This is a genomic window from Burkholderia alba, assembly GCF_034721475.1.
GTDB classification, from domain to species: domain Bacteria; phylum Pseudomonadota; class Gammaproteobacteria; order Burkholderiales; family Burkholderiaceae; genus Burkholderia; species Burkholderia alba.
On sequence record NZ_JAWJWL010000007.1, the window covers coordinates 170879 to 184215 of the forward strand.

9 protein-coding genes are annotated in these 13337 nt (G+C 67.8%); 2 read left to right on the forward strand and 7 right to left on the reverse strand.

Annotation, left to right across the window (positions count from 1 at the left end):
- Positions 1 to 36: 36 nt before the first annotated feature.
- From RZR99_RS10250 to RZR99_RS10270, 5 genes are all read right to left on the reverse strand, one after another.
- Positions 37 to 1521: an efflux transporter outer membrane subunit gene (locus RZR99_RS10250; RefSeq protein WP_323119640.1), complete on the reverse strand. Its 1485-nt coding sequence runs from the start codon at positions 1519 to 1521 to the stop codon at positions 37 to 39.
- Positions 1514 to 2722: an efflux RND transporter periplasmic adaptor subunit gene (locus tag RZR99_RS10255; protein WP_323119641.1), complete on the reverse strand. Its 1209-nt coding sequence runs from the start codon at positions 2720 to 2722 to the stop codon at positions 1514 to 1516. Before RZR99_RS10255 ends, RZR99_RS10250 begins: the two co-directional genes overlap by 8 nt.
- On the reverse strand, positions 2712 to 5960 hold the full coding sequence (locus RZR99_RS10260) for an efflux RND transporter permease subunit (RefSeq protein WP_323119642.1): 3249 nt from the start codon (positions 5958 to 5960) through the stop codon (positions 2712 to 2714). Before RZR99_RS10260 ends, RZR99_RS10255 begins: the two co-directional genes overlap by 11 nt.
- A gap of 175 nt (positions 5961 to 6135) precedes the next feature.
- Positions 6136 to 6810: a response regulator transcription factor gene (locus tag RZR99_RS10265; protein WP_323119643.1), complete on the reverse strand. Its 675-nt coding sequence runs from the start codon at positions 6808 to 6810 to the stop codon at positions 6136 to 6138.
- Between the two features lie 25 nt (positions 6811 to 6835).
- The gene (locus RZR99_RS10270) at positions 6836 to 7759 is read right to left on the reverse strand and encodes a LysR family transcriptional regulator (RefSeq protein ID WP_323119644.1); all 924 of its coding nucleotides are present in this window, start codon (positions 7757 to 7759) and stop codon (positions 6836 to 6838) included.
- A 503-nt stretch (positions 7760 to 8262) separates the two neighbouring features.
- On the opposite strand from RZR99_RS10270, the gene RZR99_RS10275 reads away from it, so the two are divergent.
- Positions 8263 to 9432: a porin gene (locus RZR99_RS10275; RefSeq protein WP_323119645.1), complete on the forward strand. Its 1170-nt coding sequence runs from the start codon at positions 8263 to 8265 to the stop codon at positions 9430 to 9432.
- Positions 9433 to 9645: 213 nt separating this feature from the next.
- Here RZR99_RS10275 and RZR99_RS10280 read toward each other — a convergent pair whose 3' ends face one another.
- Positions 9646 to 10020, reverse strand: a complete 375-nt coding sequence (locus RZR99_RS10280; protein ID WP_323119646.1) for a hypothetical protein — start codon at positions 10018 to 10020, stop codon at positions 9646 to 9648.
- 327 nt (positions 10021 to 10347) lie between these two features.
- Here RZR99_RS10280 and RZR99_RS10285 point away from each other — a divergent pair, with 327 nt between their 5' ends.
- Positions 10348 to 11406 carry a helix-turn-helix transcriptional regulator gene (locus RZR99_RS10285; protein ID WP_323119647.1) on the forward strand — a complete coding sequence of 353 codons (1059 nt, stop codon included), beginning with the start codon at positions 10348 to 10350 and terminating at the stop codon, positions 11404 to 11406.
- A 58-nt stretch (positions 11407 to 11464) separates the two neighbouring features.
- Here RZR99_RS10285 and glmS read toward each other — a convergent pair whose 3' ends face one another.
- Positions 11465 to 13282 (reverse strand): glutamine--fructose-6-phosphate transaminase (isomerizing), encoded by a 1818-nt coding sequence (glmS, locus tag RZR99_RS10290; RefSeq protein WP_323119648.1) that lies wholly within the window; start codon positions 13280 to 13282, stop codon positions 11465 to 11467.
- Positions 13283 to 13337 lie beyond the last annotated feature (55 nt).

Consider the following 13337-nt stretch of genomic DNA (forward strand, 5'->3'; position numbering starts at 1 on the left):
GGCGCGCGCCGTTCACCGTCGTGACGAGCGCCGGCGTCAGCCCGCGTGCGGCCCGGCGTTCGCCGCGATCGCCGGTCGTGCCGCCCGTGCCGGGTCGGGCGGCGTGCCGCCGTCCTTTGCCGACCAGCCGCCGCCGAGCGCTTCGATCAGGCCGACCGAGGCGAGCCGGCGTCGCGTGTCGAGGTTGAGCGCGTCGATCTCGGTGTTGAGCTCGGTGGTCTGCGCGGTCACCACCTCGAGATAGCTGACCACGCCGTCGCGGTACTGCGACATCGACAGCTGCAGCGTGCGGCGCGCGGCGGCCAGCGCCGAATCCTCGCGCGCCGCTTCGTCGCCGAGATGGTGGAGCAGCGCGAGATTGTCCTCGACCTGCTGGAACGCTTGCAGCACCACGGACTTGTAATGCGCGCCGTTCTCCGCGAGCTGCGCCCGCGCCGCTTGCGTGACGGCTTCGCGGCGGCCGCCGTCGAACAGGGTCATCACGAGGCTCGGACCGATCGACCAGATCTCGTTCGGCGCGACGAGCCACGGCGACAGCGTGTCGCTCTGATAGCCGCCGTCGAGGCCGAGCGAGAGATCCGGGAAGAACGCCGCGCGCGCGACCCCGATCTTCGCGTTCGCGGCCGCGACGCGCCGCTCGGCCGCCGCGATGTCGGGCCGCCGCTGCAGCAGCGCGGCGGGGATGCCGGCGGGAATCGACGGCAGGTACGCGGCGTCGAGCGACGGCGGCAGCGAGAACGACGACGCGGGCACGCCGGTGAGCGTCGCGATCGCGTGTTCGTAGAGCGCGCGGCGGGCCCGCACGTCTTCGGCGGCCGCCCGCGCCGAGTCCAGCTGGGTCTGCGCGCGTGACACGTCGAGATCGGACGCGATGCCGCCCGCGTGCCGGCTCATCGTCAGCTCGAGCGCGCGCTGATACGTGCTGATGGTGTCGGCGAGCAGCTTCTGCTGCTCGTCGAGACCGCGCGCGTTGAAGTACGCGTCGGCGAGGCTCGCCTGCAGACTCAGGCGCACCGATGCGAGATCGCCGGCGCTGGCCTGCAGGTCGGCGCGGCCGGCGGCCACTTCGTTGCGCACCTTGCCCCACAGATCGAGGTCGTAGCTGGCGCCGAGCTGCAACGTATTCGCGCCGTAGACGTTCGGCTGGTCCGAACCGCGCAGCGGGCGGCGCTCGGACTGGCGGTTCGACGACACGCCGGCGCCGGCGCCGAGCGTCGGAAAGAAGCCGGCGCGCGCTTCGTCGAGATACGCGCCGGCCTCGTCGTGCCGCGCGACGGCTGCCGCGACGTCCGGATTCGCGCGCGCGACCTGCAGTTCGAGCGCATCGAGTGCCGTATCGCGATACACCGTCCACCACGCGTCGCGCGGGAACCGATCGGCGGGGCTTGCCTGCTGCCATGCGCCGGCTTCCTTGAAGGCCGTCGGAATCGCCGTCGCGGGCACGTGATAGGTCGGCGCGAACGAGCACCCCGTCACGAGCGCGACGCCCGCGAGTGCGGCATAGAGACGGCGCTCACCCATGGGCATGCTCCCGGTTGTCCGACGCGAGCGCGCCGCCGCCGGGGGCGCGAGGCGCGGCGAGCCGGACCGGATCGCCGCTCGCGAGCGAGTCCGGCGGATTGTCGATGACCCGGTCGCCGGGCGCGAGACCCGATGCGATCACGACCTGCGTGCCGAGATCGGTGCCGATCGTCACCGGTTTGAGCTGCGCGTGCTGGTGCGGATCGACCACCGCCACTTGCAGGCCGTTCTGCCGGAAGATCAGCGAGCTGGCCGGGATCAGCAGCGCGTTCGCATCGGTCGGCATCGCGAAATGCACTTCGGTGTATTCGCCGGGGATCAGCTGGCCCGAGCGGTTGTCGACCATCAGCTGCACCAGCAGCGTGCCGGACGACGGCGTGATCGCGTCGTCGGTGTCGACGAGCTTCGCGTCGAAGCTCATGCCGGGATGCTCGGGCACGGTCAGCGTCGCCGTCATGCCGGGACGGATCGCGGCGGCCTCGCTTTGCGGCACGCTCACGTAGACGCGCAGCCGGCGTGCGTCGGACACGGCGAACAGCTCCGGTCCGCTGCCGCTGCCGGCGTCGATGAGCGCGCCGATGTCGGTCTTGCGCGCCGTGACGACGCCGTCGAACGGGGCGGTGATGCGCTTGAACGATTCCAGCGCCTCGAGGCGCTTCACGTTCGCCTCGTTGGCGGCGACGGTCGCCTGTTTGGCCACCAGGTCGCTGGTCTTCTCGTCGGCGGCCTGCTGCGAGACGGAGTCCTGCCGCAGCATCTTGGTCCAGCGCATTGCGGTGGTCTCGGCGAGCTTCTCGTTGGCGATCGAGTTCTGCAGGTCGGCCCGCGCCTGCAGCAGCTGCTGGTCGAGATCGGGCGTGTCGATCAGGCCGAGCAGCTGGCCGGCCTTCACGGGGGTGCCGATATCGGCGTACCACGCATGCAGGTAGCCGGACACGCGCGCATAGATGGGCGCGTTGACGAGCGCGGAGAGCCGGCCGGGCAGCACCATGCGTTGCGTCGCGCCGTCGCGGCCGGGCGGATACGCGACGACGGTCGGGATCGCCTGTTCGGCGGACCAGACCGTGGCTTCCTGCTTCGCGTGCACCCGGCCGGAAATGCCGGCGACGACGATGCCCGCCGCCGCGAGCAGCGCGACGAGGCCGGCGAGCCGCAGGTGACGCAGCCGCGCCGGGGGATGGATATCGATCTCAGTGGACATGGGTGACTCCGGATTCGGAAGGGGAAAGATCGGAAGGCGCGGGGTGCCGCCGGCCGTCGCGCCGATGGACGAGGCTGAACACGACGGGGACGAACAGCAGCGTGGCGAAGGTCGCGCAGAGCAGGCCGCCGATCACCGCGCGGCCGAGCGGCGCGTTCTGTTCGCCGCCGTCGCCGAGGCCGAGCGCCATGGGCGCCATCCCGATGATCATCGCGAGGGCCGTCATCAGCACCGGCCGGAAGCGCGTGAAGCCGGCTTCCATCGCGGCGACGAGCGCGTCGCCGGTCGCCGCGAGGCGGTCCCGGGCGAAGCTCACCACCAGAATGCTGTTGGCGGTCGCGACGCCCATGCAGAGGATCGCGCCGGTCAGCGCGGGCACCGACAGCGGCGTGTGCGTCGTGAACAGCATCCAGACGATGCCCGCCAGCGCGGCGGGCAGTGCGGTCACGATCACGAACGCGTCGGCCCACGAATGGAAGTTGACGACGATCAGCAGGTAGATCAGCACGACCGCGCCGAGCAGCCCGAACAGCAGCCCCGAGAACGCGCTGTTCATCGTCTGCACCTGACCGCGGACCGTCACCACCGAGCCCTTCGGCAGATCCCGGGCGGTGGCGTGCACGATCCGGTCGATGCGTGACGCGACCGCGCCGAGATCCTGCCCCTGCGTCGTCGCGTAGATGTCGAACAGCGGCTTGATGTCGTAGTGGGACACGATCGCGTCGCCGACGCCGCGCGTGATCGTCGCGATCGCGCCGAGCACCTGCGCGTTGCCGCCCGCGCCCGTCACCGGCAGGTTCTTCAGATCGGACAGCGACGTCATCCGGTACTGCGGCGTCTGCGCGACGATCGGATAGGACACGCCGCTGTTCGGGTTGAGCCAGAACGTCGGCGCGACCTGGCCGGTGCCGGACAGGCTCGCGACCACCGAGTTGGTGACGTCGCGCTCGGTGATGCCCAGCTCGTCCGCGCGCGAGCGGTCGACGGCGATCGTGAATTGCGGATAGGTGGCGGCCTGCTGGATGCGCGCGTCCGCGATGCCCGCGACGAGGCGCACTTTGCGCAGCAGTTCGGTCGCATAGCGCTGGTTCGCCGCCTGGTTGGGGCCGGCGACCTGCACGTCGATCGGCGCGGGCGAGCCGAAGTTCAGAATCTGGCTGACGATGTCCGCCGGCAGGAACGAAAACGTCGTGCCGGGAAACGCGCGCGGCAGCGCTTCGCGCAGCCGCCGCACGTAGCGCGCGGTCGGACCGTGATGCGCGTCGAGCGAGATCATGATGTCGCCGTCCTCCGGCCCGATCGTGCCGCTGTTGTTGTAGGTCAGGTTGATCCCGCTGTGCGGCAGCCCGATGTTGTCGACGATGTTCGCGAGCTGGTTCGGCGGAATCACGCCGCGCACCGCGTTCTCGATGTGATCGAACGCGTCGGCGGTGCCCTCGATGCGCGTGCCGACCGGCATGCGCACGTGGATCGTTATTTGCCCGGCATCGATATCGGGGAAGAAGTTGCGGCCGAGCCAGGGCGTGAGCAGGAAGGATGCCGCGATCGCGACGAGAAAGCCCGCGATGAAGCGCTTGCGATGCGTGAGCGCGAGACCGAGCACGATCCGGTAGCGGGCGCGGAAGCGCTCGAAGCGGCGCTCGAAGCCGCGCTGCAGGCGTACCAGCGGGTTGCGCGACGGCGTCCGGTGCGCATGGGCGCCGTGCGTCGTCGCCATGATCGCCGCCAGTTCGCCGGATGCGTGCCCGCCCGACGCGTGCGGCTTCAGCAGGTATTGCGCCATCATCGGCACGAAGGTGCGCGACAGGATGAACGACGCGACCATCGCGAAGATCACCGCTTCGGCCATCGGCACGAACAGGAAGCGCGCGATGCCGTCGAGCTGCAGCATCGGCACGAACACGATGCAGATGCAGAGCAGCGACACGAACGCGGGCATCACGATCTGCGCCGCGCCGTCCATGATCGCGTGCCGGACGTCCTTGCCCTGCTCGAGATGCCAGTTGATGTTCTCGATCGTCACCGTTGCGTCGTCGACGAGAATCCCGACCGCGAGCGCGAGACCGCCGAGCGTCATCACGTTGAGGGTTTCGCCGAGCGCGGCCAGGCCGGCGATCGCCGCCAGCACCGCGAGCGGGATCGACGCGGCGATGATCAGCGTCGAGCGCCAGCTGCCGAGGAACAGCAGGATCATCGCGGATGTCAGCGCGGCCGCGATGATGCCCTCGCGGGCCACGCCGCTCACCGCGCCCGTCACGAAGGTCGACTGGTCGCCCATCGTGACGAGCTTGAGGCCGGGCGGCAGGGTCTCCTCGATCAGCGGCAGTTTGGCCTTCACGCCGGAGATGATCGCGAGCGTCGACGCCGAACCGTTCTTCAGGATGCTCATCAGCACCGCGCGATGGCCGTCGACGCGCACGATGTTCGGCTGCGGCGGATAGCCGTCGCGGACGTGCGCGACGTCGCGCATGGCGATCAGCGTGCCGTCGACCGATTTGATCGGCAGCGCGTTCAGCTCGTCGATCGCGGCCGGGCTGTTGTTCAGCTTGATGTTGTATTCGAAGCGGCCGATCTTCTGGGTGCCGGCGGGGATGATCTGGTTCTGCTGCGCGAGCGCGTTCGCGACGTCCTGCGCGGACAGCTTGCGCGCCTGCAGCGCCTGCGGATCGAGGTCGATCTGCACTTCGCGCGTCTTGCCGCCGTACGGCGTCGGGATCGCCACGCCGGGCACGCTCAGCAGCTGCGGGCGGATGAAGTTCTCGGCGTAGTCCTCGAGCTTCTGCTCGTCCAGGGTGTCGCTGGTCAGCGCGATCTGCAGCACCGGCACGGTCGACGCGTTGTAGTTCAGGATCTGCGGCGGCGTGATGCCGGGCGGCATCTGCTTGAGCACCGTCTGCGAGATCGACGTGACTTGCGCGGTGGCCGTGCGGATGTCGACGGTCGGCTGGAAGAAGATCTTCACGATGCCGTAGCCGCGGAACGATTGCGACTCGATGTGCTGGATGTCGTTGACCGTCGTGCCGAGCGTGCGCTCGTAGTAGGTGACGATGCGGCCCGACATGTCGTCGGGCTGCAGGCCCGAGTAATTCCAGATCACGCTGATGACGGGAATGCGGATGTCCGGAAAGATGTCCGTCGGCGTGCGCAGCGCGGCGAGCGGGCCGATCAGCAGGATCAGCAACGCCAGCACGATAAAGGTGTAGGGCCGGATTAAGGCGAGCCGGACTATTTTCAGCATGAGGCGCTGCTCCGTTCAATGGCGTCGATGAAGGCGCGGACTCGCATGGAGCAGGGAAAACACCGACATGCGGCCGACGTGTGCATTCTGGGGAGCGGGGCCTAACAGCCGGCAGCTAAAAAGATGAAACAAGTTTTAGGCGGGCGGCGCGCGGCGCGCCCGCCCGATCGACCGGTCAGCCGAGCATGTAGCCCGAGCCGCGGATGGTGCGGATCAGCGGCGCTTCGCCGGGCTGGTTGACCTTCTTGCGCAGGCGTCCGACGTGAACGTCGATCAGGTTGGTGCCGGGATCGAAGCGGCAGCCCCACACCGCCTCGAAGATCATCGTGCGGGTGAGCACCCGGCCCGCGTGGCGCATCATGAATTCGAGCACGCGGAATTCGGTCGGCAGCAGCGCCAGCTCGCTCGCGCGATGCATGACCTTGCGGCGCACGAGATCGAGTTCGAGCGCGCCCGCGCGCAGCACGGTCTCGACCTTCGCGTGACGCGGGCGGCGGCGCATCAGCACCTCGATGCGGGCGGACATCTCGTCGAGCGAGAACGGCTTGATCAGATAGTCGTCGCCGCCCGCGCGCAACCCCTGGATGCGTTGGTCGACGTCGGACATCGAGCTCATCACGAGCACCGGCGTTTCCATGCCCACGCCGCGCATCGTCGCGACGATCGTGAGCCCGTCGAGGTCGGGCAGCACCCGGTCGAGCGTCACCACGTCGTACTCGCCGATCATCGCCCGGGCCATGCCCTCGCGGCCGGTGCGCGCGACGTCGACGGTATGGCCGCAGGCGCGCAGCGCGTGCGCGATGTTGTGCGCGATCAGCGCATCGTCTTCGATCGTCAGTATTTTCGGCATGATGTGTCGGCGGACGTCCCGGCGTTCACGCGACGGCCAGCAGCGGCGCGGCGCGGTCGGGCATCCGGTACTGGCCGACCGCGAAGTCGATGAAGCTGCGCACCTTCATCGACAGGTAATTGCGCCCGGGATACAGGATCGATACGCGGCGCGGTCCGCCGTTGACTTCGTACTGCTCGAGCACGGGCACGAGCGCGCCGTGCTCGATGTCCTCGATGACGAGCGGCAGCGGCAGCTGCGCGATGCCCATGTGATTGAGCGCGGCGATCCGCACCATGCCGCTGCCCGTCGACGTGAGCGCGCTGCCGGTATAGACCCGGTAGGTGCCGTCGGCGTCCGCGAATTCCCAGGTGCGCGACGAGCCGTCCGACACCGTCAGCAGGCTGTGCTCGCCGAGCGCGCCCGGATCGGGCGGCGTGCCGTGACGGGCCAGATAGACAGGCGACGCGACCGTCAGTTCGCTGATGGTCGTCAGCGCCCGGCTCACCAGTGTCGAGTTGGCGAGCCGCCGGTCGTCGGAGAAACACACGTCGTAGCCGCCTTCCACCATGTCGATGTGCGTGTCGAAGGTCGTGATGTCGAAGCCCACGCGCGGATGCAGCGCGCGATACGCGGCGAGCAGCGTGCCGAGCCCGGAACTGGCGAAGCTCATCGATGCGGCGATGCGCAGCGTGCCGCGCGGATCGCGGGTCGCCTGCACGAGATTCGATTCCATCTCGTCGAGTTTCTCGATGATCGTGCGGCAGCCGTCCAGGTACTCCTTGCCCGCCTCGGTGAGCGACAGGCTGCGGGTCGTGCGGTTCAGCAGCCGCATGTTCAGATGGGCTTCGAGCATGCCGACGCTGCGCGTGACGGCGGCGGCCGACATGCCGAGCTGCCGCGCGGCGAGATTGAAACTGGCCAGATCGACCACGCGCGTGAAGACGCGCATCGCTTGAAGCTGGTTCATGGTCATACGCCAGGAAGAAGGGACGCGTACATCATCGGCGACGGCGAATGAAGCGCAGCCGCTGTGTTGATTAAGGTTTTTTTAAGTTGATGCGACGTTCATGAATGTCGCTGGCGCGCGGCGGCGATGCGCGGCGACGTGGGCGGGCGCATGAGGCGGCATGCCGGACGTCGCAATAATGCGGTGCGATTCGCGTGGATTCGGCGGGAATCCTCGCGAGCTCGCGGCCTGGCGACCGCATTCGGACGATCGGGTTGCCGCGTTGCGGGGCGGCTACAGCCGTGCGTCGTCGATCGGACTCGCAGCGGGCGATCGCTGCGCGCCGCGTCATGCGGCACAAGCGTTCTCGCCTTTCGACGAATCGTTCTTGCGTGTTTTGAAACCTGGAATTGCCGTTTTTATCGTCGTGCGCCGCGCGCGCGTTCCTACACTCGTGCCGCTGATGCCGCTTGCGCAGGCCGCACGACGGCGTCGGACCCAGTCATCAATAACGGAGCACAACGATGAAGAAACTGGTTTTGATCGCCGGCGTGTCCGCGCTGTTCGCGGGCGCGGCCCACGCGCAGAGCAGCGTGACGCTCTACGGCGTGCTGGACGCGGGCCTTGTCTATGGCAACAACACGCGCTCGGCGAACGGTTCGCAATCCGGACCGACCTATGACGCGAGCAGCAGCGCGGTCAGCAATACGCTGTTCGGCCTGAGAGGCAGCGAGGATCTCGGCGGCGGCCTGCATGCGATTTTCAAGCTGGAGAGCGGCTTCAATCTGCAGAACGGCGGCCTGAACCAGTCCAGCGAGATCTTCGGCCGGCAGGCGTGGGTCGGGCTGCAAAGCGCGCAGTACGGCACGCTGACGCTCGGCAAGCAATACGATTCCGTCGTCGATTACCTGGGGCCGCTGTCGTCGACCGGTACGCAGTTCGGCGGCAACCTGGCCGCGCATCCGTTCGACAACGACAACCTGAACGGCGGATTCGGCATCAACAACGCGGTGAAATTCCAGAGCGCGAACTACGCGGGCTTCCAGGCGGGCGGCCTGTACGGGCTCTCGAACGCGGCCGGCGGGTTTGCCGACAACCGCGCGTACAGCATCGGCGCATCGTATGCGAACGGGCCGCTGAACCTCGCGGCCGCGTACCTGCAGATCGACAACCCGGGCGGGGTCGGCACGAATCCGGCGGGCGCGGTGAGCAGCGCGGACGGCACCGCGACGTTCCTCGGCCAGCGGCAGCGCGTGTTCGGCGCGGGCGGCGGCTACGCGTTCGGTCCGGCCACCGTCGGGTTCGTGTGGACGCACACGAAGGTCGACGGGCTGACCGGGCTCGATGCCGGCGGCACCTATGCGGCGCTGAACGGCAACAGCTTGCGCTTCGACAACTACGAGGTGAATGCGCGCTACTTCCTGACGCCGATGCTGAGCGTCGCCGGTGCTTATACGTTTACCGACGGCAAACTCGATACGTCGTCGGGCAGCGCGAAACCGAAGTACCACACGGTCTCGCTGCAGGGCGACTACGCGCTCAGCAAGCGCACCGATGTGTACATGGAGGGCGTGTATCGGCAAGTGTCGGGCGGCGACGGCACCTTGCTCGGCAGCGCGCAGATCAATACGCTCGATGCGTCGACGACCAACCGGCAACTGGCGGTGGCGGTCGGGATGCGGCATCGGTTCTGAGTCGAGCGGATACGGGCCGCCGCGCCGGGCGGCCTGTTTGCGCATCGTTGTCGCATCGGCTTAGGCGGGGCAGGCGCAGGGCGGACCGCGAGAGGCGGGGAGCGCCGCGGCGTGCGCGAGGCTATACGCGAAACCGCAGGGTCGGGCATGGCCGGACCCGATGCGATCGACGGGCAACCGCGGTCGCGACCGGCGCCGCGAGGGCGCGGCGCGTCAGTTCGGCAGGCTTGCCGTTTCTACCTCGGCTTCCAGATGCCGGGCGAGACACGCATGCAGCCGCTTGAGGCTATGCGGGGGCAGGGCGAAGCCTGCCCACCCGAGGCCCGTATGGCGCATGAACAGCACGGCGCCGCCATAGAGCGGGTGTTTCTCGGTGTACCAGCACGGGTCCATTTCCATCACGTACTGCCCGGTGCGCGACGGCACGTCGGGAATCGGCGGCTGCATCGACGCGCGCAGCAGGCTCAGATACTGGATCACGGCGTCGACGTCTTCCGGGTCCAGCAGCACCGACGACTGGTCGATCGACACCACCACCGCCTGCTTGCCGTACTCGTTGATCTTCTCGATGCTCATGGGACGTGTCATGTCTCGCCTCCTCGTCGATCGCGCGATGCTGGCGATTATGGCGGGAGGGGCCGCCGCGAAGCCTGAAAGAACGCCATCGCAAGATGAAACTTTGTTTAAGCGGAGAAGGGGGCTCGCGGATCGGTGGGGAGCAGGGCGCCGCGCATCGCCACGAGCCGGGGTGGCCCGAGCGGGGTGATCTGTCGGCCGCGTGCCCCGGTCATCGTGCCCTTTGACGCAGGGTGGCCGGACAGCCGCCTCATCCCCCTTGCGGGACATCGGAGATCATTCTAAGGTGGCGTATCTGTTCGGATTGCAGAAAAAAATCGCCGGGGAATGAAAAACGCGATGACCTCAACGTCTCTAGTTCCGCTTTTCAGGTTTTCGACCCTCGACTTTCCCGAGAAGGAACGGTTCAGCGCCTGGGTGCGCGACAACCATTGCCATTGCCGGCTGCAGAACGGCGGTTCCGTTGCGTTCGATGCGCAATCCACCGGCGCCGTGCTCGGTCCTTTCATTCTGTCGGGCAGGAGCTGGGTCGACCGAGGGCGGAACGCCGCCTACGAGGTCAATCGGACCGAGCGGCTGATCCGGGCAGACGGCCAGGATTTCTTTCGCTTGTCGATCGTCGTCAGCGGCAGGCTGCTCTATCGGCCGGCGAGCCCTCAGCCGGCCAAGGCAGCCGGCGATCTGTTCATCTTCGATGCCGCTCAGGCCAACGAATCCAGGATCGAACCCGGCGATATGATTTCTCTGGTCGTGCCCAGGGATTTCCTGCCGAGCCGGACCGCGCAATGGCACGGACTCACGCTGTCGGGCGGTGTGGCGCTGCTGTTGAGAGATTACCTGGTGTCGTTGTTCCGGAATCTGCCGACCCTGAACAGGGACGACGTCCCGCACATCGTGAAATCGACGCTGCATCTCATCACCGCCGCGGTCGATCCGACCTCGGATGCGGTGCGGCAAGCGAGCATTCCGATCCACGACGTTCTGTTCGATCGCGTCATGCGCTATGTCGATGCCCATCTGCTGGAAGCCGACCTCACGCCGGATCGGATCTGCCGGAGCGTCGGCGTGTCGCGCGCCAAGCTGTACCAGCTATTGGATAGCCATGGCGGCGTAATGCGGCAGATCCAGCGCAAGAGGCTGCAGCGCGCCTATCACGTCCTTGCCGATCCCAACCGGTCAGGCGTCCGCATGGCGGACGTTGCGTGGAATCACGGTTTTCCCAGCGAGAAGCACTTCTACCGGGCGTTCAAGGAGCGGTTCGGCCATACGCCGAGCGAGACGCTGGCGAGCCTCCCCCGGGCGGAGCTGTCGCTGGATGAAGTCGCGCTCAAGCATCGGCTGGAGCAGACCAACCGTTCCTTTGGCTGGACCTTGCCGTTCGGGGTTTTCAAGAGTTGAGCGCGGCGCGGCGCGGGCGGTCCGCCGGGGGGTATCCCGGCAACCCGACCGCTCTTCCTCACTCCACCGTCACCGATTTCGCCAGATTTCTCGGCTTGTCCACATCCGTGCCGCGCGCGCAGGCGGTGTGATACGCGAGCAGCTGCAGCGGCACCACGTGCAGGATCGGCGACAGCGGGCCGTAATGCTCCGGCATCCGGATCACGTGCAGCCCCTCGTCGTTGACGATATGGGTGTCCGCATCGGCGAATACGTACAGCTCGCCGCCGCGCGCCCGCACTTCCTGCATGTTCGACTTGAGCTTTTCGAGCAGCGTGTCGTTCGGCGCGATCGTCACGACCGGCATCGCTTCCGTCACCAGCGCGAGCGGCCCGTGCTTCAGCTCGCCCGCCGGATACGCTTCCGCGTGGATGTACGAGATTTCCTTCAGCTTCAGCGCGCCTTCGAGCGAGATCGGGTAGTGCAGCCCGCGGCCGAGGAACAGCGCGTTTTCCTTGCGCGCGAACTCGTCCGACCACGCGATGATCTGCGGTTCCAGCGCGAGCACGCTGTTCAGCGCAGCCGGCAGGTGGCGCAGCTGCTTCAGATAGTCGGTCTCGCGCGCCGCGTCGACGTGGCCGCGCAGCTTGCCGAGCGTGGCGGCGAGGATGAACAGTGCGACCAGCTGCGTCGTGAACGCCTTGGTCGACGCCACGCCGATCTCGGTGCCCGCGTGCGTCAGGAACGCCAGCTCGGTGAGCCGCACCATCGCGCTCGTGCCGACATTGCAGACGGCCAGCGTGTGCCGGTGGCCGAGCGCCTGCGCGTGCTTGAGCGCGGCGAGCGTGTCGGCCGTCTCGCCCGATTGGGAGATCACCACGACCAGCGCGCGCGGATTCGGCACCGATTCGCGGTAACGGTATTCGCTCGCGATCTCGACCTGGGTCGGGATCTTCGCGATCGATTCGAGCCAGTACTTGGCGGTCATCCCCGAGTAGTAGCTGGTGCCGCACGCGAGGATCAGGATGCTGTCGATGTCCGAGAACGCCTGGGCCGCGTGCTCGCCGAACAGCTGCGGATCGAAGGCCTCCGTCTGCGGAATCGTGTCGGAGATCGCGCGCGGCTGCTCGAAGATTTCCTTCTGCATGAAGTGGCGATACGGGCCCAGATCGACCGCGCCGCCGTACGCGCTGACGACGCGCACTTCGCGCTCGACCGTCGCGCCGTCGCGATCGACGATCTTCACGCCGTCGAGCGACAGCTCGCACACGTCGCCTTCCTCGAGGAACGTGAAATGATCGGTGCTGCCCGCGAGCGCAAGCGCGTCCGACGCGAGGAAATTCTCGCCGTCGCCGAACCCGACCACCAGCGGCGAACCCTGCCGCGCGCCCACCACCGTGTGCGGCTGGTCCTTGTGGATCACCGCGATCGCGTAGGCGCCGTGCAGCTGCCGCGCGGCTTCGCGCACGGCGGCGAACAGGTCGCCGCGATACAGGCTGTGCACGAGGTGCGCGATCACCTCGGTGTCGGTCTGCGATACGAACTCGTAGCCCTGGCTGCGCAGCGTGTCGCGCAGCGTCTCGAAGTTCTCGATGATGCCGTTGTGAACCAGCGCGAGCGCGTTCGACGAGAAGATCGGATGCGCGTTGTGCGTGACGGGCGCGCCGTGCGTGGCCCAGCGCGTGTGCGCGATGCCCGTGTGGCCCGCGAGGTGCGACTCGCGCACCTGGGCGTCGAGATCGGCGACGCGGGCGACGCTGCGCGCGCGCTTCGGCGCGTCGGCTTCGAGCACCGCGACGCCGCATGAGTCGTAGCCGCGATATTCGAGCCGGCGCAGCCCTTCGATCAGTACCGGCACGATGTCGCGCTGGGCGACTGCTCCGACAATACCGCACATAGGAATCGATCCTCAAAAATGATGCGGGCGCCGTCTCCGGCGCCCGTGAAAGTCG

Coding starts and splice junctions, on each gene's coding strand:
- RZR99_RS10250 (WP_323119640.1), bottom strand. CDS start 1,521: ATGGGTGAGCGCCGTCTCTATGCCGCACTCGCGGGCGTCGCGCTCGTG.
- RZR99_RS10255 (WP_323119641.1), bottom strand. CDS start 2,722: ATGTCCACTGAGATCGATATCCATCCCCCGGCGCGGCTGCGTCACCTG.
- RZR99_RS10260 (WP_323119642.1), bottom strand. CDS start 5,960: ATGCTGAAAATAGTCCGGCTCGCCTTAATCCGGCCCTACACCTTTATC.
- RZR99_RS10265 (WP_323119643.1), bottom strand. CDS start 6,810: ATGCCGAAAATACTGACGATCGAAGACGATGCGCTGATCGCGCACAAC.
- RZR99_RS10270 (WP_323119644.1), bottom strand. CDS start 7,759: ATGAACCAGCTTCAAGCGATGCGCGTCTTCACGCGCGTGGTCGATCTG.
- RZR99_RS10275 (WP_323119645.1), top strand. CDS start 8,263: ATGAAGAAACTGGTTTTGATCGCCGGCGTGTCCGCGCTGTTCGCGGGC.
- RZR99_RS10280 (WP_323119646.1), bottom strand. CDS start 10,020: ATGACACGTCCCATGAGCATCGAGAAGATCAACGAGTACGGCAAGCAG.
- RZR99_RS10285 (WP_323119647.1), top strand. CDS start 10,348: ATGACCTCAACGTCTCTAGTTCCGCTTTTCAGGTTTTCGACCCTCGAC.
- glmS (WP_323119648.1), bottom strand. CDS start 13,282: ATGTGCGGTATTGTCGGAGCAGTCGCCCAGCGCGACATCGTGCCGGTA.